Below are 17,670 nucleotides of genomic sequence, written 5' to 3' on the forward strand. Positions count from 1 at the left end.
CCCCTCTCCCCACAGGGGAGAGGGGGAAAGGGAGCAGATCTCGGTTGTTTTCAAACTTGAGCTCGACTCGATTTTTCAGGTCGATGTAGCTCGAAAGAACACCACCGTCAGTCCCCTCTCCCCAGAGGGGAGAGGGGGAAAGGGGGCAGATCTCGGTTGTTTTCAAACTTGAGCTCGACTCGATTTTTCAGGTCGATGTAGCTCGAAAGAACACCACCGTCAGTCCCCTCGCCCCTCTGGGGAGAGGGTTAGGGTGAGGGGGCTCTTGGCTTTAGCCCTTCCCTTTGGTGCGCGTCATGTTCGGCCCACCATTCTTTTCAAGATGCTCAATGATGATCCCCGCCACGTTCTTGCCGGTGGTGGTCTCGATCCCTTCCAGCCCCGGCGACGAATTCACTTCCATCACCAGCGGCCCGTGGTTGGAACGCAAGATATCCACACCCGCCACCGCCAAACCCATCACCTTCGCCGCCCGCAACGCGGTCATGCGTTCTTCCGGGGTGATCTTGATCAGGCTGGCGCTGCCGCCACGGTGCAGGTTGGAGCGGAATTCACCCGGTTTGGCCTGACGCTTCATCGCCGCGATCACCTTGTCGCCGACCACAAAACACCGAATGTCGGCGCCGCCGGCTTCCTTGATGTACTCCTGCACCATGATGTTCTGCTTCAAACCCATGAACGCTTCAATCACCGATTCCGCCGCTGTCGCCGTTTCACACAACACCACGCCGATGCCCTGAGTGCCTTCCAGCACCTTGATCACCAGCGGTGCGCCGTTGACCATGTCAATCAAGTCGGGAATGTCATCCGGGGAGTGCGCAAACCCGGTCACCGGCAAACCGATTCCGCGACGCGAGAGCAATTGCAGCGAGCGCAGTTTGTCCCGCGAACGAGCAATGGCCACCGATTCATTAAGCGGGAACACGCCCATCATTTCGAACTGGCGCAACACCGCGCAGCCATAAAACGTCACCGACGCACCGATCCGCGGGATCACCGCGTCGAAACCTTCCAGCGGCTTGCCGCGGTAGTGGATCTGCGGCTTGTGGCTGGCAATGTTCATGTAGGCGCGCAAGGTGTCGATCACCACCATTTCATGGCCACGCTCGGTACCGGCTTCGACCAGACGACGGGTGGAATACAGACGCGGATTCCGCGACAGCACAGCGATCTTCATGCAACACCTGTGGAGGAGGTAGATACCGGGAACACCGGCTTGTCTTGTACGTATTTGATGCCCGGATTGACCACCAACTGGCCGTCGATCAAGGCTTTGGAACCGAGTAACAGGCGATAGCGCATGGATTTGCGGCAGGCGAGGGTGAACTCGACCCGCCAGACCCGATCACCGAGGGCCAGGGTGGTGCTGACCACATAACGCATCTGCGCGTGGCCGTTGGAGCTTTTGATGGTCTTCATTGTCACCAGCGGCGCTTCGCAACGTCGATGGCGCAATTGCACCACCGACCCCAGATGCGCGGTGAAACGCAGCCACTCTTGCCCGTCCCGCTCGAAGCGTTCGATGTCGGTGGCGTGCAGGCTGGAAGTGCTGGCGCCGGTGTCGATTTTCGCCCGAAGGCCCGCCACTCCCAAATCCGGGAGCGCCACCCACTCGCGCAGACCGACAACGGTCAAATGGTCAAATGTCTTCAATTAGGAACAACCGGCGATTAACGCGTCCAGGCTTCAGGAGCTACCTGGGCCAACGCTTTGAATGCAGGTTTGGCGAACCAGTAACCCTGCATCAGAAAAATTCCACAGTCCGCCAGGAAATCCCGTTCACCGGCCGTCTCAATGCCTTCGGCAATGACTGTAACGTTCAACTCTGCACACATTGTGACAATCCCCCGCACGATGGCCTGACGGACACGGTCGCGGTCGACATCGCGGATCAGCGCCATGTCGAGTTTGATCAGGTCCGGTTGGAAATCCGCGAGCAGATTGAGCCCCGAATAACCGGCACCGAAGTCATCGATGGCGGTCATGAAGCCGAATTCGCGGTATTCACGCAGAATATTGGTCAAATGGCGATAGTTATCTACGTGCTGGCTTTCCAGTGTTTCGAAAATCAGTCGGTTGATCGGGAAATCATGTTTCTTCGCTGCTTCCAGGGTGCTGCGAATGCACAGCTCCGGACGATAGACCGCGTTGGGCATGAAGTTGATCGACAAGTGTGTCTGCATATTTAGATTCGCCGCGCCTTCGATGGCCCGGGTCCGGCAGAGCTGGTCGAAGCGGTAGCGATTCTCTTCTGTAACTTGATCTAACACCGACATCGCGCCTTCACCGGCGAGGCCACGCACCAGCGCTTCGTGGGCGAAGACCGACTGGTCGCGCAGATCGACGATAGGTTGATAGGCGAAGGCAAAGTCAAAGCCCAGCGCTTCACTTTGCTGGCAGCCTTGGCAACCGGATTTGGGTGAGGTCAGGGAAGAGGGGAATATAGTCATCGATCACTCCATGCCGGAAACCGGCCACGATCACAGTCTATCTGCCGGAGCGGGTTCTTGCGCCCGACAGAAACGGTAGTACAGTTCCGACTACTGGCGGAATGAGGAATTCAAATGGCACAAAAACAGGAAGAGGACGACAAGGTTCGCCTCGATAAATGGTTGTGGGCGGCGCGGTTTTTCAAGACGCGTGCGCTGGCCAAATCAGCCATCGAAAGTGGCAAGGTGCATTGCCGGGGCGAACGCTGCAAACCGGGAAAGGAGCCGCGCATCGGCGATGAGTTTCAGATCCGCATCGGCTTTGAAGAGAAAACAGTGGTGGTCCAGGCGCTGTCGATCGTCAGACGCGGCGCGCCGGAAGCGCAGACTTTATATGCGGAAACCGAAGCCAGCGTCGCCAAGCGTGAAGCCGCGGCGGCGATGCGCAAGGCCGGTTCGCTGGGCGTGAGCACCGATGGCAAACCGAGCAAAAAGCAGCGCCGGGATTTGTTCAAGTTTCGTGGCAGCAGTAACGACGAGTGATCAAGTTGTTTCGGCATTGTTCCGGCATTGTTCCGGCGTTGTCCGGGCGGACGCTTTCGCGGGCAAGCCTCGCTCCTACAGGTGATCTCGGTCAATTGCAGGAGTGAAGCTTGCCCGCGAATGCATCAGGCGCTACGCACCACGCTCATCCGTGAAACTACCGGCAATTTCCCCAGCAGCCCAAACACCGGCGTCGTCACTTTCAGGAAAAACTCCGAAACGTGATACGCGAACGGCGTGTAATAACCCCAGCCCAACGCCCACACCGCCAGCAGCACGCCGCCGATGTAATCGTCTTGGCCCCAATGCGCGCCGGCCACCAGGCGCGGCATCATGAACAGCAACGCCAGCCCCCAGATCGTCAGCGTTTGCCCGGTGCTGCGGCTGAACACGGTCATGAACATCGCCCAGATCAACAACACCGAAGCATGATCACCGGGGAAGCTCTGGCTCGAGCGGTCCTTCAACTGCCAGGTCTTCTCAAGCCCGGGGAAGTATTCGCTCATGTGCACCGCGCCTTCGAGCATCATCGACGGGCTGCTGTGCTGCCAGTCCATGTAGTCGGCGAATTTCGAAAACAGCATGCGGATAAACAGCAGCAACAACAGAACCGCCAGAAAACCGAAAAACGCACGGCGCACGTTGACCGCTTCAAACACCCAGTCGCCGCTGATCAGCAGCGTCAGCAGAATCACCCCAACCACCGCGTCAAACGGCCGCAGACTTGCAATTGCCCAAATGTGGAGCCATATCGAGTTACTGGCCAACGGCGTATTGAGCAGACGAAACAGCCATTCGTCGAAAATCATGCACAACATCTGACCCGTGGGCCATAACCAGAATGCCAGCAGCGCTAAAGGCACGACATTGCACAAAACCAACCGGCGGAGGTTCCACCTTGCTTGGAACAAACCCGGATTGTTCATAAAATGCCTCCAATGGCGGAACATCGCGCACCAAAGTGGTGCCGCAAAGCGTAATTGTCACTTTTTGTAATCAAATTGTCATCACTTCAGATACCCAGACCTATGACCGATCTACCGGATTCCGACTTCACCCAACGCTTCATCTTCGATGACAGCGACACCCGCGGCGAGCTGGTGGCGTTGGAACGTAGCTATGCCGAAGTACTGGCCAAACACCCCTACCCGGAGCCCGTTGCGCAACTGCTCGGCGAACTGATGGCCGCCGCGTCGCTGCTGGTCGGCGCGCTGAAGTTCGACGGCTTGCTGATTTTGCAGGCGCGTTCCGATGGCCCGATCCCGTTGCTGATGATCGAGTGCTCCAGCGAGCGCGAAATCCGTGGCCTCGCGCGTTACGAAGCCGATCAGATTGCCCCCGATGCGACCCTCGCCGACCTCATGCCCAACGGCGTGCTGGCGCTGACCGTTGACCCGACTCAGGGCCAGCGTTACCAAGGCATTGTCGACCTCGACGGCGAGACTTTGTCCGAGTGTTTCACCAACTATTTCGTGATGTCGCAACAAGTCGGCACGCGTTTCTGGCTGTACGCCGATGGCCGTCGCGCCCGCGGCCTGCTGCTGCAGCAATTGCCTGCCGACCGTCTGAAAGACGAGGAAGAACGCGCCGCCAGTTGGCAGCACATCACCGCGCTGGCCAGCACCCTGACCGCCGATGAATTGCTCCGCCTGGACAACGAAACCGTGCTCCATCGCCTCTACCACGAAGAGCAAGTGCGCTTGTTTGACGTGCAGCGACTGCGTTTTCGCTGCAGTTGCTCTCGCGAACGTTCTGCCAATGCTCTGGTCAGCTTGGGTCTGGAAGATGCCCAGTCGCTGGTTATCGAACATGGCGGCCACATCGAGATCGATTGCCAGTTCTGTAACCAGCGTTACCTGTTCGATGCCGCCGATATCGCTCAATTGTTCGCTGGAGCGGGCGTTGATACCCCGTCAGATACCCGGCACTAAAACGGTTCAGCGCAGGTAAATTCACTGGTAAGCGCCGGAATAACGCCGTTACGACGGGAGGGCCCTACTTTTTTTGGGCGTTTCTGGCATAATCCGGCCCACTTTTTGTCGCGGTAGTAGTGCACGACTTTCTACTACAAAACGTTTGGAGCACACTCGGCCACTGGCCGACGGGGAATCTCATGACGCAAGCCAATAACGCCGTGTACACCGATCTGAGTGTTGATGATCTGGTCAAAGAAGCCCTGAGTCGCGGTGAAGGCGAGCTTGCCGATACCGGCGCGCTGGTTGTTCGCACCGGTCACCGCACCGGCCGCTCGCCAGTCGATCGCTTCATCGTCGACGAGCCTTCCACACAGGCAGCCATTGCCTGGGGCCCGATCAACCGCAAGTTCCCGGCCGACAAGTTCGATGCCCTGTGGGACCGCGTCGAGGCGTTCAACAACGCGCAAGAGCACTTCGTTTCCCACGTGCATGTAGGTGCGTCCGCCGACCACTACCTGCCAGTGAAGATGACCACCCAAACCGCCTGGCAGAACCTGTTCGGCCGTTGCCTGTTCATCAACCCTGAGCAGTACAACCCGGCTGGCCGTGACGAGTGGCAAGTCCTCAACGTAGCCAACTTCGAATGCGTGCCAGAGCGTGACGGCACCAACTCCGACGGTTGCGTGATCCTCAACTTCGCACAGAAGAAAGTGCTGATCGCCGGCATGCGTTACGCCGGTGAAATGAAGAAAGCCATGTTCTCCGTGCAAAACTTCCTGCTGCCGGCCGCCGACGTGCTGCCGATGCACTGCGCCGCCAACATCGGCGAAGCAGGCGACGTGACCTTGTTCTTCGGTCTGTCGGGCACTGGTAAAACCACCCTGTCGGCCGACGAAAGCCGTTACCTGATCGGTGACGACGAACACGGCTGGGGCGAAGGCGTGGTCTTCAACATCGAAGGCGGCTGCTACGCCAAATGCATCGACTTGTCCGAGAAGAACGAGCCGGTCATCTGGAAAGCCATCAAGCACGGCGCAGTCCTGGAAAACGTCGTTATCGACGACGCCAAGCACGCCGACTACGCCGATGTCAGCCTGACCCAGAACAGCCGCGCTGCTTACCCGCTGGAGCACGTTGCCAAGCGTTCCGAGAAGAACCTGGGCGGCGAGCCAAACGCGGTAATCTTCCTGACCTGCGACCTGACCGGCGTGCTGCCGCCAGTGTCGATCCTCAGCGAAGAACAAGCGGCTTACCACTTCCTGTCCGGCTACACCGCACTGGTGGGCTCGACCGAAATGGGTTCCGGCAGCGGCATCAAGTCGACCTTCTCCACCTGCTTCGGCGCACCGTTCTTCCCGCGTCCGGCCGGCGAATACGCAGAGCTGCTGATCAAGCGCATCCGCGGCTTCGGCTCCAAGGTTTATCTGGTCAACACCGGCTGGACCGGCGGCGGCTACGGCGTCGGCAAACGCTTCAACATCCCGACTACACGTGGCGTGATCGCGGCGATCCAGAGCGGCGCGTTGATCGGTGCTGAAACCGAGCACCTCGACACCATCAACCTCGACGTGCCATTGGCCGTGCCGGGCGTTGAAACTGGCCTGTTGAACCCACGCAACACCTGGGCTGACAAGGCTGCTTACGACGAGGCTGCCAAGGCATTGGCCGGATTGTTCGTTGAGAACTTCAAGAAGTTCGAAGTGAGCGACGCGATCAAGGCTGCCGGGCCTAAGTTGTAAAGTTTGCGTTGAAGTTGTGAAAAAGCCGCCCTGTTGGGGCGGCTTTTTTGTGGGCGAAAGAAGCGTTGCCCAAGGTCATTTTTCAGCGTGAAGAAATGCAGGAGCCATGTTGTCTTGCTCGCGCTTCGAAAGGCCCGCAGCACGGGCCACCGTAGGCCATTGGCGCACCACGTCCTGAAAGTGCTCAATAATTTCGTCCGCATCTGCACGGCTGACCCGAAAATACGCCGCTACTTCACGCGCGAGTTCGAGATCCAAAGCGTTGTCTGAATCTGTAATGTTGAGTTTCAACCCGTCGGCCTGTGCGACAGGATTGACGTCGTAGGCATCTGACAAGCGCCATCCACGACCCGGATCAAGCAAAAAACCATGGTTGCGCAGGTGATCATCAGTATTGGAGACCAGGATGCTGAACACGATGCGCGACCACAATTCGCGGAGATCTTCATCGGGTTCCGAGCCTTGTTGAATGAGCACTCTCGCCAATTCCAAGTAACTGGCGCCGACGGATGCATCGTCGCCATCTACGCGGTCGGTCATGGTCATGGCTGAAGCAAAATGCAGTCGGCTACCTCTTTCTGTGCGGTCGAAGCGCTTGACCATGAAGCAGTGATGGTCACTCGCGTAGCGTTGCGCAAGCCCTTCGGCCACTCGCAGACCGCAACGATTAGCCAGAACGTTGACGACAAACTCCCACCCGCCGACGTCATAGTCGTCACGAGTACTGGGAAACTTCGCGATCCACAGATGATTATTCTTGTCCGCGACGCTTGCCTTGGGTCTGGCGCCGCCAAGCGAGCCGCCGGGAGCGATCAGCATTTTCAGCCACTCGCGGCCTTCGAGTGCGGTGTTGTCAGGATCGTTTTCCAATGCCCGACTGGCTTGCTCCAGTGCCCGTAAAGCAATAAAGGGAGGCGCTGCCAGGCCATTTCGATCATCCAGAAAACTGCCTTCGTCATCGAGCTTGTAGCGGATAGCGCCGACTCGAAAGAGGTCATGCACACCGAGCAGGAAATCCGATTCGTCCAGCTTGGATCCCTTGGGGGCGAGGCCATCGCGGATGTCTCGTTCCAGTCGGCGCTTCATCAGCAATTGGCCCCAGCGGTCCGGGCTTGAGTCGGCAAAGACGCCGAAGCGGGTCTGGTGCTTTGCAGGATATTGGCGTCCCTCGAACGGCTTGATGCGCGGATCCAACACCGTTGAGTTCAACTGTGGATCGGCCAAAGCAACAGGGTCGTACTCAAATTCGAACACGGTGGTGGAGCGAGCCTTACTGGCATGGAGAAAACCCAAACGCCTGGGTTTGGCCAGCGTTTCCCAATCGGCATAAACCGCGATCAGTGTCATCTTTACTCCGTCGTGGGTTTGGGTTTTTTCGTCTTGATCAAATTGGCGAAACTGTGGGTATTCAGAGGGAAATCAACCTCAAGGTCTGAATCAGAGATAGGACTTTGTGGAGTTCCTGCAGGCCTTTCGGGAATCGGTGATGAGGTCTCTGTTGAAGACATGCGACGCACCCTTTGTCGTTTACGGTTTGCTGCGGTGGCTTGTGGGGTTAATCGAGCATCTTGAAGTTGGCGCCCCACCTCATCTTCTTCGGCAAGCTTGCTCACATCTTTCTCTAAGCCCAGAACCTGCATGACTGACATGTAGGCACCCATCGTCACTCCGGAGTTGCCTGACTCCAATGAACGAAGGGTTGTCAGCGACATCCCGGCTCTTTCGGCAACCTGCTTGGCAGTCAGTTTGCGACGCAACCGGGCAAGTTTGAGCCGTTCGCCGAATTCAGCGAGCAGCCTGGATGCGGATGGCAGCAAGGGCGCTGTCTTCTTAGCCATATGCCATTATTCCTTCAGTTTTTAGCCTTAAATGCCAGAATAATAGCACTTATGTCTTGGGCAGCCAGTTAATGCCTGGGCGTAGCTGGCAGCGCTCATGAGTTTTGTTCATGGGCCACCCCACATCAGCAACGGAGCTATAACTGGCAATATTCCAAGTGAAAATTGGTTAAACAACCAGAATAATGCGAGTTAAGTGTTAGTAGTCATCCTTTCAATCGTTCACATACGAAAGCTCTGCATCCCGAATTACCGAACGCGGAGCGTCCGTGGAGCATTCCCACGCGGAGCATGGGAATGAGCTGCGTTCGGCGTCAGGCAGGTGCTGTCCAACCCATCATGCGTTGCTGGGCGACTTTTAACAGGTCGCAGCCGTCCTGGGTGAGCAGGTAGAGCGCGTGGGTGATGTGCGGGATGTCTTCGATGTCGCCGTGTTTGAAGCACAGGCAATGCAAGGTTTTCAGCAGGTCGCTGCCGGCTCGGATTCGCTGGAGCCCGCCTTCGAGAATGTCTTGGGGATCGGCCTCTGTGTCGATGATCAGCGGCGAGGTATTGGTGAGGTTGCTTTGAAGTGGGAGGTAACGATCATTTGGCGGATTGCTGTTGTTCATTTTATGTATTCCCAAATGCATCAGATGAACCGCTGCCATCGTGACCAAGCGATGGAGGCGGACTGTGTTCGGGTTGGTCAACCGGAGGAATACATAAGACCGGCACGCCATCAGACGTCCCAAACACAGCCACCATATAGCGTGCAGACACTTGAGGTGCCGGCAGCATACAACGGACGCGCTTATGTCTTCCATCGGGTGACCAAGCCCGAGCCGCTGTATTGGCAGCGACAGTCACGACTATAGGTGTCGGCACCACTGCGACGATAGAAGACAAGGCGCCGGACTCTGTAGGAAGTGGGCGAAGTTTCTATAGGCTGTTCCTACGAATACGCGAGCCTTTTAAACACATCGTTTCCCAGCATCATTGACTCGTTCAACGAATGTGCAGATACGAGTCCTTCTCCATTTTCAAACCCGTCGTCAGCCCCGTCGCCGGCGCGAAGATCGTGCCTTTCACCGCAGAAAAATTAACCCCCTTGCTGCCCAGCGACACATAGCGCTCACCGAGGTCCAGTTCGGTGAAATAGGTGTAAGAAATCTTGCGCATCGCCACGTATTTAGAGTCGTCACGACCCATCACGGTGTGCAGGTTTTCCAGTTGCGCGTGGGTCAGGTTCAGGGTTTTGTTCAGCGTCACGCCCCAGCGCTTGAGGCAGGCTTCAGCGAAGTGACGGACGATCTGGCCCGGCTCTGCCAGGGTTTTCGGCCCGCTGACACCATCGGCGGCGGCGTTGCCCACCAGCGTGCCGTGGCGGCCAGGCATCGGGTAAACATGGGTTTTGGTCAGTGGCGAAGTTTGCGGGATCACGCAACTGAAGCCTTTCGAGCGCTCGTCGCGAGCATAAAACGCCACGTACTCTTTAACGTTCTTTTCCAGTTTGACTTTTTCGCTCTGAAAGTTGGATATGCCCGGGACCGGATCAATCGCAAAGATGTTGACCGGAATATCGCGAAGCTGCATATCGTTATAAAGCGCGTTGGCCAACATATGGCAACTAATGCCGCCACGGCTCCAGCCGACCAGGTTGATGCGAGTTGGAATAATGCCGTCCTTGCGGAAGGTCTTGATGATTTGCTCCTGCAACTTTTGCTGGGTCACACTACGGTCGCCGTAGTTATACTTGCGCCACATCCACGAACCCTCGACTTTTACATCGTCGATGGGAATGCCGGCGGCTTTCAAGCGGTTGTATTCGGCTTCAGTCAATTTCTCGCGTTGCCAGTCACTACGACCAAGAACGATGTTGACCGCGTGCTTGACGTTTTCTTCCCAGCCCTTGCCGAACAGGGTTCCGCTGAGGCCATAGTCCTTGGATTGGGTAAACAGTTCGTCGGCTTGCAGGTTGCTGGTGCCGGGGCCATCGATCACAATCCACTCGGCAAACTCGCGCCCGGCGTGATTGGAAGCAAGTGTGGCAACCAGTTCGCCGTTCCAGTAAGTGGTGTTCTTGTTATCAAATTTAGTCGAGCCGGTGCCGCAAAAGAAAACAGTTAACGTCGTCATGATGTTGCTCTTTTATGATTGAAAGAGCGTGCAGACTAAGTTTGCCCGATCAAATAAGAAAGCGTTCAGTTGTTGCGGCTTTTGTATTGCTGATTTGTTATTGCTGATTATTATTGAGAGGTTCAACGCTTCAATTGCAACTGGGCAACTTCAAGTAATTGATTGCCGTCCTGTGTTAACAAGTAAAGAGCGTTGATGATGTGCGGAATGTCCTTGATGTCAGCCTCTTTGAAACAATAGCACTGCAATGTTTCCAGCAAGTCGCTGGCCGCGCGAATGCGTTGGCGCGCTGCATCGAGAATCTCGTGCGGATCGGCTTCGGTGTCGATGACCAACACCGGCGCATTGCTGTAGCTGGACTTGAGCGGTCGATAACGGTCGGACTGCGGATGGAGCGTATTCATCGAGGTCTGTCCTGTGTGAAATCACTGCAACCGCAGAGTGCTGTTTCAGGCGGGGCTCGGACTATAAAAGGCCAGCCCGCGACGCGGCAATACGGCTTTGATGGACAGACTTTGTAGGGGATTTACCGGTGTTTTCAGATTTGCCCTACGCGTTTCGCAGGGCTTTTTACGGGAAAACGTTTGCCGGTAAATTCTCTTACAGGGCTGTCAGGCATTGCGCGGCGAATCGCTGGAAATCGAGCGCCAGAATTCGTGGGATATTTCGTCGCGTCCTACCGGCCTGCCTGAAGAATCAGCGACCGCCGCCCGAGGAATTTTTACTCCCACGGCGGCTCGCGTTCCCTGCAAGTCGGGCATTGCATCCGCTGTATCATCCCGTATCGTTTTGGTCCCGACCTTTTCTCGACGCGCTGCAATCCCCGACTAGTCTTTGGGCTTCGCAGCGGTCAACGGAGTGACAGCTTATGCACAACACCCTGGAACAGGTTTTCGGTTATCCGCAGTTTCGGCCCGGCCAGGAGGCGGCGGTCAGCGCTGTGTTGGCCGGGCGCTCGGCGGCGGCGATTTTCCCCACCGGTTCGGGCAAGTCCCTGTGTTACCAATTGTCGGCGCTGCTGCTGCCGCACCTGACGCTGGTGGTGTCGCCGCTATTGGCGCTGATGCAGGACCAATTGGCGTTCCTGCAACGCCACGGCATCTCGGCAGGCAGCATTGATTCGGCGCAGAGCCGCGACGACGCCAGCGATGTGATGGCGCGCGCCAAGTCCGGCGAACTGAAGATCCTGATGATTTCCGTGGAGCGCCTGAAGAACGAGCGCTTCCGTAACTTTTTGCAGCAAGTGCCGATCTCGCTGCTGGTGGTCGACGAGGCGCACTGCATCTCCGAATGGGGCCATAACTTTCGCCCTGACTACCTGAAGCTGCCGGACTATCAACGCCAGTTCAACATTCCTCAGGCGCTGCTGCTGACCGCCACTGCGACGCCAAAAGTCATCGCGGATATGGAAGCGAAATTCGCCATCGCCCCCGAGGACGTGGTGACCACAGGTTTCTATCGGCCCAACCTCAATCTGCTGGTGGAGCCGGTTCGCGGCGCGGACAAACGCCGACGCCTCGTCGAATGGATGAGCGCGCGTCCCGGCCAGCCGAGCATCGTCTACGTCACGCTGCAGAAAACCGCCGAGCACATCGCCGAACATCTGGTTCGCAACGGTATTCAGGCTGAGGCTTATCACGCCGGTTTGCCGCACGATCAACGCGAGGCGATCCAGAAACGCTTCATGGGCGGCCAGTCCAATTGCATCGTTGCCACCATCGCCTTCGGCATGGGCATCGACAAGAGCGATATTCGCAACGTGGTGCATTTCGATCTGCCCAAATCCATCGAAAACTACAGCCAGGAAATCGGCCGCGCCGGGCGTGACGGGCAGCCGTCGGACTGCCTGGTATTGGCCAACCGCGACAGCCTCAACGTGCTGGAAAACTTCGTGTATGGCGACACCCCGGAGCTCAATGGCATCCGTTGCGTGCTCGACGAATTGCAAGCAGCTGCGCCAGAAGGGCAGTGGGAGTTTCTGCTTGGGCCGCTGGCAGACCAGAGCAATATTCGCCAACTCCCGCTAAAGACCTTGCTGGTGCAATTGGAACTGCGCGCAATCATCGCCCCGCGTTACGCCTATTACGCCGAATACCGTTTCAAATATTTGCAGGAACCGGAGGCGTTGCTCGCGCGGTTTGAAGGCGAGCGCAAAGACTTTGTCGCGGCGATCATTCAGACCTCTGCGCGCGCGCGGACCTGGGCGACGGTGAATTTCGATGCGCTGTACGAGCAACATTCGGCCGAGCGCAATCGAGTGGTCAAAGCGCTGGATTACTTCCAGGAGAAGGGCTGGGTCGAGCTCGAAAGCAAACAGATGACTGAGGTCTACAGCCTGCTGCAAAGCGGTTTTGACGCGCAGGCGTTGAGCGAGGAATTGCACGCCTACTTCACGCGGCATGAGCAAACCGAGATCGCGCGGATTCACGCGATGCTCGATCTGTTCGCCACCGAGCATTGTTTGGGTTATCGACTGGCCGAGTACTTCGGCGACCAGAACGCGCCGCGCCAGTGTGGGCATTGCTCGGTGTGCCACGGCGATGTGGCGCGGCTGCCGGCGCCACCGGAATTACCGGCGCTTGTGGATAAAAATTTCCAAGCGCTGTGCGCTGACTTTATCCACAAGCACGAGCAGTACACGGGGAATGTCCCGACAGCGGAGCGGGTGACGCGGTTTTTGTGCGGGATCAGCGTGCCGCTGTTTACCAAACTCAAGGCACGAGCGATTCCCGGTTTTGGCGTGCTGGAGGATTATCCGTATGCCGAAGTGCGGGAGTGGGCGCAAGCGCCATTGCGTGAATGAACGTCAGCTTTGGCTTAAAGAAACCAACTATGCTTGGCTGTGTTGATCGATCAATGTTTTGGGGAAAACAAAAAACTTGAACATCAAGAACAGAAAGCCGGCAACCGCGAATATCGAGAACACCTGGACCCACTGATGCGGATAACCGAGATGGTCCACCAAGATAATCAATATGGATAAATTCAAGCAATACCCGAGGGTGTGCGCAAATACATATCGAGCACCGGCGCTCAACAAGTTGCCTTCATGGGAAAAAGTCCATTTACGATTGCTGATAAAGCCGATCGTTGCGCCTATCGCGTAAAGAATGCTCATCGTGATTTTTGGGGTGCCACCCGCGTAGGTAATCAACAGGTAAATTGCATAGCCTATTGAGTTGGTCAGTACGCCGATCACCCCATAACGTACCAGTTCGATGATGGATGCCCGATCAGGTAATTTCAGCGAACTAAGCATGTATCCAGACCGCCAGCCCGAAACCAGATTTCCCGTATCCATTGCCGTTGTACAGCATGTAGCGGCGTTCTCCATGAATGAACACGTAGGGGTATTCGATCATTTCTGAATCCCAGCCATCGCTCGATACATCGATACCGCTATCGTCGAGACAAAGCTGCCAGGGATGATCATCTTGACCACGGGCGTAGCCGATCCGGTAAGACTGGCCGCCACCACTGCGGTACGAGAACCACATCTCCAGTCCGGTTTCAGTTGAGCCGGTGACTGTAGGCCTGGAAAACGCCTGCGCCTCACCGATGACGTATGGAACCGCCAAACCTTTTCGCACCCAATGATGCCCGTCGCTCGATGAGGCATAGTTCAAGGTATGTAGCATTTCTCCATTTCCTGCATCCCAGTCAGCGGTTGACCCGTACCACATGTCGTAATCGCCATCCGGACGTTGCATCACCCAAGGGTAGGAAAGGCTGATTGGGTCGTTAGAGTCGGCCCCCATAAAAGGCGTAGTGCTATCAAGTTCCAGCGTCAGGTCCGCATTGACGATCAGTCGACCGATATCGCCACGCCAATGGCCGTCGCAAGGACTTTGCCAGCCCATGAAGAGCATGTAGCGAACACCTTCCACCTCATAGCAATTACCGATACTCACACCATCGGCAAAGAAACTGCCTTCGTTGCCGTGTTCAAACGCGGGTGCGTAGTGTTCAACGATTATTTCGCGAGTAACGATATTTATATCGACTGCGGCAACGGACGAGCGATTATCAGCATCTCTGCCACTGTAGTAGATACGGTAGACATCGCCTTCAAGCCACACCGGCAAAGGATTGGCGGCGTGAGTTAGAAGTTTTGGATGCCGTCCGGTGCTGGAAGGGCAATAAAGTAAACCGAACTTTTCCCAATGAGGTTTCATCTTCATATCTTCCGCAGCTTGGTACTTGGGACTTTAGAGCGCTCAGTCGCCCCACCCACGTATAGGCCCTCGGGTTCGGCATCGCTAAGAAGCAACGTGCCGGCACCGACGACGCAGCGTTCACCTATCTTGATATGGTCGCGCAACGTAGCATTGACCCCAATAAAACACTGCTCTCCAATATCAACTCCACCCGAAACCACGACATGCGAAGCAATGAAAACATGGTCACGAATGGTGGAATGATGGCCGATGTGATTACCGCTCCACAGCGTCACGTTATTGCCGAGCGTGACAAATGGCTGAATGGTGTTGTCTTCGAGAACGAAACAGTTTTCACCTATTCTTTCTTCGTTCAGGACAGTTGCATGGGAGCTGATATAGCTGGCCAATCGGTAACCCATCGACTTGGCGGCAAGGTACTTTTCTTTGCGTATTGCATTGATCTTTGAGTAACTGAGTGCAACAAATAACTCATTCTCGCCTGGTGGATAGTGGGCCTCCAAGTCTTCGAAGGCACAGACCGGCAAGTTGCAGAACTGCGTGTCATTCAAATAGGCCGAGTCAACGGTAAACGCGACGACCTCATAGTCTGAATCAGTAGAAAAATAGTAGTGGGCGAGTTGTGCTATGTCGCCTGCGCCAAAAATGACCAGTGGCGTCTTCATGGCTGTTTCCTCACCAGGATAGTGAACTCGTAAAGATCGTAATCATGGAGCAGTGCTACATTACGCGAATAGCGGCGTTTACATAGATCGAATAGTACGCCGGGATCAGCGTAATAAAGATAATCACGTTTTTTGTCGGGATCGGAATACGAAGTGAGGCAGTTGAATGCAAAGCCCATGCGGCTGGTTTTGTCGAGTGTATCCAGCACACTTTCTAGGTAAGTCGACCACTGGTCATCGGTCCGCCCGAGACGTACATTGAAAATGCCGCTAGCAACGCCGTAGTCGGCGGATCGCGCAGGTTCGCTGCCTACATGAAATCGAGCATGGGCCTGGTCCTGGTAACGCAGCTTTGCCGCGCTGATCATGTCCGCAGATACATCGATGCCGTCATAGGAGAAGGCCGAGTGTCGCTCTTGCAAATAGTCGAAAAATGCGCCGTAACCGCTGCCGATATCATTGATGGAAAATTGTTCCGCGCTCTCAATGATCCTGGTCAGCTGTTTGAACCGAAGGTATTGCCCTTCTCTGCCGTTCCAGTCGACGCCTTGAGGCGTCTCGCCGTGTTGGGCAAGCTTGGACGAGTAATACTCGGCAACTTCAGAGAGGATTTCGCTTTTACCGCTTTCCATGAACTTGCCTCACGATCGTATAGGGACGCTGCTTGGTCTCGGAAAATATCTTGGACAGGTAAATACCAACGATGCCAATAAACGAAATGATCATTCCACCTAAAAGCCATATTGAGGCCATTACGGACGTCCAGCCATCAACCGGCGTGGCGAGCGTCAGCTTGATGATCAGCAGATAAGCAATGTAGAAACAGGAGAGCAGCGAAATCGCCAGGCCAATATAGAAAATGCCGATAAGTGGTGCATTACTGAAAGAGGTCACGGAGTTGACCAGTAACGACATTTTCTTACGCAGGGTATAAGTTGTTTCACTAGTGCTGTGTTTTTTTATCAGGTGCGGCTGTTGAACGAATCCTGTGATGTGCCACAGCCCTGCCATGAAGACTTCGCGTTCCTGATGGCTAATAAGCGCATTCACATAGCGTCGGCTCATCAATCGTGCCGTCACGATATTCTCAGGGAGGTGAAGCCCCGTCAACAATCTGAAGAGTGCATAAAACCAGCGCCCACTGATGCGCTCCAGAAAATTACCTTTTCGACTCTCCTGCACACCGTAGACGACATCGCAGCTGTCTTTTTCCATTTGCTTCGCGAACGCGTGGAGCCACTCCGGATCTTCTTCCAGATCACTGTCGATCAAGAATACCCGCTCACCACTGGCATGGATCAACCCCGTCATCATTGCCTTGTGATGACCAAAATTACGCGACAGGTCCACCACAACAATGTGATCGTCCTGTTCGGTCATTTGCACTGCAACATCGAGACTGTTGTCGGGCGATCCATCGTTTACCAGCACGATTTCATATGCTTCGCCAACTAGCTCAACTGCTGCCGCACTGGCTCGCTTGTAGAACTCCGGGAGGTAGGCAGCAGACTGATACAGTGTTGCGACGATTGATAGTTTCATGGATGTATGAATTTCATAAAGTTAGGGGCGTCTTTCCCACAATTGAATAGCACATCAAGAATGGTCACATTGTGAGAGAAGTCTCCCCAAAGCTGCGGATACTCGGGATAACCGGAATAATCAAACCAGCTTAGCTCAATACCGAGTTCGGAAAACACGCCGGCTTCGACATAATCGCGAGCTGCCGGGCCTGAAATGTATTCAGTCGCGCCCGCCTGCACACAAAGGTTCGCCAGACGTTCGGTCTTGCCATCGCTCAACGTGTAGTCCGATGAATCGCTGATGACAGTTTTAATGCCGAGATAAGTGCAGACGCTCTCGAGAAATGCCCTGTTCAGACTCGAAAGGTGGGTGTAAGAACCAAGGTAAAGCGGCGCCAGCCATGACGAGATTTCTTCAAAGAAAGGGGCGCGACGATAGTTTTGCTGCAGCGACTTCCAATGTACCAGCGCCCACTCGGCGCCCTCGATTTCAGTCTCGAAAATCGTCTGGTGGTATTTGCCTTTGACCCTGACGGGGACCGTCAGCCATTGCAGACCTTGCGGCGTCTTGATCTGGTTTCGATTGCGCCAGTCGCGCCGGGTGTATTGCATATCGTCATAGAGGATGAATTCATCGACAGCGGCAATCATGTCGAAATAACCCTTCCAGGGTATGTAATTGGATTGCACGATAGCGATTTTCTTCATTTCGCTCAGACGC

The 17,670-nt window shown here is 55.7% G+C and carries 19 protein-coding genes; 4 read left to right on the plus strand and 15 right to left on the minus strand.

Annotated elements, in window-relative coordinates; all coding sequences use genetic code 11:
- Positions 1-271 precede the first annotated feature (271 nt).
- From rimK to BI292_RS22930, 3 genes are all read right to left on the minus strand, one after another.
- Positions 272-1,177 (minus strand): 30S ribosomal protein S6--L-glutamate ligase, encoded by a 906-nt coding sequence (rimK, locus tag BI292_RS22920; RefSeq protein WP_007949201.1) that lies wholly within the window; start codon positions 1,175-1,177, stop codon positions 272-274.
- Complete coding sequence (locus tag BI292_RS22925) at positions 1,174-1,587, minus strand: ATP-dependent zinc protease (protein ID WP_371918750.1); 414 nt, start codon at positions 1,585-1,587, stop codon at positions 1,174-1,176. Before BI292_RS22925 ends, rimK begins: the two co-directional genes overlap by 4 nt.
- Positions 1,588-1,670: 83 nt before the next feature.
- Entirely contained in the window at positions 1,671-2,450 is a 780-nt protein-coding gene (locus BI292_RS22930; protein ID WP_101209279.1) for an EAL domain-containing protein, read from the minus strand.
- A gap of 114 nt (positions 2,451-2,564) precedes the next feature.
- Between BI292_RS22930 and BI292_RS22935 the strand changes: the two genes are divergently transcribed.
- Positions 2,565-2,972, plus strand: coding sequence for an RNA-binding S4 domain-containing protein (locus BI292_RS22935; protein WP_092274946.1), 408 nt, complete (start codon positions 2,565-2,567; stop codon positions 2,970-2,972).
- A 125-nt stretch (positions 2,973-3,097) separates the two neighbouring features.
- Here the strand turns inward: BI292_RS22935 and BI292_RS22940 are convergent, their stop codons facing one another.
- The gene (locus BI292_RS22940) at positions 3,098-3,898 is read right to left on the minus strand and encodes a phosphatase PAP2 family protein (protein WP_101209280.1); all 801 of its coding nucleotides are present in this window, start codon (positions 3,896-3,898) and stop codon (positions 3,098-3,100) included.
- Positions 3,899-4,000: 102 nt separating this feature from the next.
- On the opposite strand from BI292_RS22940, the gene hslO reads away from it, so the two are divergent.
- Together hslO and BI292_RS22950 are read left to right on the plus strand one after the other, a co-directional pair.
- Entirely contained in the window at positions 4,001-4,903 is a 903-nt protein-coding gene (gene hslO, locus BI292_RS22945; RefSeq protein ID WP_101209281.1) for an Hsp33 family molecular chaperone HslO, read from the plus strand.
- Between the two features lie 182 nt (positions 4,904-5,085).
- Positions 5,086-6,627 carry a phosphoenolpyruvate carboxykinase gene (locus tag BI292_RS22950; protein ID WP_092274937.1) on the plus strand — a complete coding sequence of 514 codons (1,542 nt, stop codon included), beginning with the start codon at positions 5,086-5,088 and terminating at the stop codon, positions 6,625-6,627.
- A 75-nt stretch (positions 6,628-6,702) separates the two neighbouring features.
- Here BI292_RS22950 and BI292_RS22955 read toward each other — a convergent pair whose 3' ends face one another.
- The 5 genes from BI292_RS22955 to BI292_RS22975 form a co-directional block, all read right to left on the minus strand.
- Positions 6,703-7,974 carry a type II toxin-antitoxin system HipA family toxin gene (locus tag BI292_RS22955; RefSeq protein WP_101209282.1) on the minus strand — a complete coding sequence of 424 codons (1,272 nt, stop codon included), beginning with the start codon at positions 7,972-7,974 and terminating at the stop codon, positions 6,703-6,705.
- Between the two features lie 2 nt (positions 7,975-7,976).
- Entirely contained in the window at positions 7,977-8,465 is a 489-nt protein-coding gene (locus BI292_RS22960) for a helix-turn-helix domain-containing protein (RefSeq protein ID WP_101209283.1), read from the minus strand.
- Positions 8,466-8,779: 314 nt separating this feature from the next.
- Positions 8,780-9,076 carry a hypothetical protein gene (locus BI292_RS22965; protein ID WP_101209284.1) on the minus strand — a complete coding sequence of 99 codons (297 nt, stop codon included), beginning with the start codon at positions 9,074-9,076 and terminating at the stop codon, positions 8,780-8,782.
- A gap of 376 nt (positions 9,077-9,452) precedes the next feature.
- A complete protein-coding gene (locus BI292_RS22970) occupies positions 9,453-10,583 on the minus strand; it encodes a hypothetical protein (protein WP_101209285.1) in 1,131 nt (376 codons plus the stop codon).
- A gap of 122 nt (positions 10,584-10,705) precedes the next feature.
- Positions 10,706-10,987, minus strand: a complete 282-nt coding sequence (locus BI292_RS22975; RefSeq protein ID WP_101209286.1) for a hypothetical protein — start codon at positions 10,985-10,987, stop codon at positions 10,706-10,708.
- Positions 10,988-11,451: 464 nt separating this feature from the next.
- On the opposite strand from BI292_RS22975, the gene BI292_RS22980 reads away from it, so the two are divergent.
- The gene (locus BI292_RS22980) at positions 11,452-13,386 is read left to right on the plus strand and encodes an ATP-dependent DNA helicase RecQ (protein ID WP_101209287.1); all 1,935 of its coding nucleotides are present in this window, start codon (positions 11,452-11,454) and stop codon (positions 13,384-13,386) included.
- Positions 13,387-13,413: 27 nt separating this feature from the next.
- Here BI292_RS22980 and BI292_RS22985 read toward each other — a convergent pair whose 3' ends face one another.
- Genes BI292_RS22985 through BI292_RS23010 form a run of 6 tightly spaced genes read right to left on the minus strand, consistent with a single transcriptional unit; the run spans position 13,414 to position 17,657 of the window.
- Positions 13,414-13,842: a GtrA family protein gene (locus BI292_RS22985; RefSeq protein WP_101209288.1), complete on the minus strand. Its 429-nt coding sequence runs from the start codon at positions 13,840-13,842 to the stop codon at positions 13,414-13,416.
- Positions 13,835-14,764, minus strand: a complete 930-nt coding sequence (locus tag BI292_RS22990; RefSeq protein WP_256592727.1) for a hypothetical protein — start codon at positions 14,762-14,764, stop codon at positions 13,835-13,837. The genes BI292_RS22985 and BI292_RS22990 overlap by 8 nt, the downstream gene beginning before the upstream one ends.
- The gene (locus BI292_RS22995; protein WP_101209290.1) at positions 14,761-15,426 is read right to left on the minus strand and encodes an acetyltransferase; all 666 of its coding nucleotides are present in this window, start codon (positions 15,424-15,426) and stop codon (positions 14,761-14,763) included. Before BI292_RS22995 ends, BI292_RS22990 begins: the two co-directional genes overlap by 4 nt.
- Positions 15,423-16,058, minus strand: a complete 636-nt coding sequence (locus tag BI292_RS23000) for a trans-aconitate 2-methyltransferase (RefSeq protein ID WP_101209291.1) — start codon at positions 16,056-16,058, stop codon at positions 15,423-15,425. Before BI292_RS23000 ends, BI292_RS22995 begins: the two co-directional genes overlap by 4 nt.
- On the minus strand, positions 16,045-16,968 hold the full coding sequence (locus BI292_RS23005) for a glycosyltransferase family 2 protein (RefSeq protein WP_101209292.1): 924 nt from the start codon (positions 16,966-16,968) through the stop codon (positions 16,045-16,047). Before BI292_RS23005 ends, BI292_RS23000 begins: the two co-directional genes overlap by 14 nt.
- Positions 16,965-17,657, minus strand: coding sequence for a WbqC family protein (locus BI292_RS23010; protein ID WP_101209293.1), 693 nt, complete (start codon positions 17,655-17,657; stop codon positions 16,965-16,967). Before BI292_RS23010 ends, BI292_RS23005 begins: the two co-directional genes overlap by 4 nt.
- Between the last annotated feature and the right edge of the window lie 13 nt (positions 17,658-17,670).

This window comes from Pseudomonas sp. 43NM1, from assembly GCF_002836905.1.
Classification (GTDB): domain Bacteria; phylum Pseudomonadota; class Gammaproteobacteria; order Pseudomonadales; family Pseudomonadaceae; genus Aquipseudomonas; species Aquipseudomonas prosekii.

What these genes read in the sequence shown, in the direction of transcription:
- rimK (WP_007949201.1), bottom strand. Translation starts at nt 1,177, where the DNA reads ATGAAGATCGCTGTGCTGTCGCGGAATCCGCGTCTGTATTCCACCCGT.
- BI292_RS22940 (WP_101209280.1), bottom strand. Translation starts at nt 3,898, where the DNA reads ATGAACAATCCGGGTTTGTTCCAAGCAAGGTGGAACCTCCGCCGGTTG.
- BI292_RS23000 (WP_101209291.1), bottom strand. Translation starts at nt 16,058, where the DNA reads ATGGAAAGCGGTAAAAGCGAAATCCTCTCTGAAGTTGCCGAGTATTAC.
- BI292_RS22995 (WP_101209290.1), bottom strand. Translation starts at nt 15,426, where the DNA reads ATGAAGACGCCACTGGTCATTTTTGGCGCAGGCGACATAGCACAACTC.
- BI292_RS22965 (WP_101209284.1), bottom strand. Translation starts at nt 9,076, where the DNA reads ATGAACAACAGCAATCCGCCAAATGATCGTTACCTCCCACTTCAAAGC.
- BI292_RS22990 (WP_256592727.1), bottom strand. Translation starts at nt 14,764, where the DNA reads ATGAAGATGAAACCTCATTGGGAAAAGTTCGGTTTACTTTATTGCCCT.
- BI292_RS22935 (WP_092274946.1), top strand. Translation starts at nt 2,565, where the DNA reads ATGGCACAAAAACAGGAAGAGGACGACAAGGTTCGCCTCGATAAATGG.
- BI292_RS22960 (WP_101209283.1), bottom strand. Translation starts at nt 8,465, where the DNA reads ATGGCTAAGAAGACAGCGCCCTTGCTGCCATCCGCATCCAGGCTGCTC.
- BI292_RS22955 (WP_101209282.1), bottom strand. Translation starts at nt 7,974, where the DNA reads ATGACACTGATCGCGGTTTATGCCGATTGGGAAACGCTGGCCAAACCC.
- BI292_RS22975 (WP_101209286.1), bottom strand. Translation starts at nt 10,987, where the DNA reads ATGAATACGCTCCATCCGCAGTCCGACCGTTATCGACCGCTCAAGTCC.
- BI292_RS22985 (WP_101209288.1), bottom strand. Translation starts at nt 13,842, where the DNA reads ATGCTTAGTTCGCTGAAATTACCTGATCGGGCATCCATCATCGAACTG.
- BI292_RS22950 (WP_092274937.1), top strand. Translation starts at nt 5,086, where the DNA reads ATGACGCAAGCCAATAACGCCGTGTACACCGATCTGAGTGTTGATGAT.
- BI292_RS22970 (WP_101209285.1), bottom strand. Translation starts at nt 10,583, where the DNA reads ATGACGACGTTAACTGTTTTCTTTTGCGGCACCGGCTCGACTAAATTT.
- hslO (WP_101209281.1), top strand. Translation starts at nt 4,001, where the DNA reads ATGACCGATCTACCGGATTCCGACTTCACCCAACGCTTCATCTTCGAT.
- BI292_RS23010 (WP_101209293.1), bottom strand. Translation starts at nt 17,657, where the DNA reads ATGAAGAAAATCGCTATCGTGCAATCCAATTACATACCCTGGAAGGGT.
- BI292_RS23005 (WP_101209292.1), bottom strand. Translation starts at nt 16,968, where the DNA reads ATGAAACTATCAATCGTCGCAACACTGTATCAGTCTGCTGCCTACCTC.
- BI292_RS22930 (WP_101209279.1), bottom strand. Translation starts at nt 2,450, where the DNA reads ATGACTATATTCCCCTCTTCCCTGACCTCACCCAAATCCGGTTGCCAA.
- BI292_RS22980 (WP_101209287.1), top strand. Translation starts at nt 11,452, where the DNA reads ATGCACAACACCCTGGAACAGGTTTTCGGTTATCCGCAGTTTCGGCCC.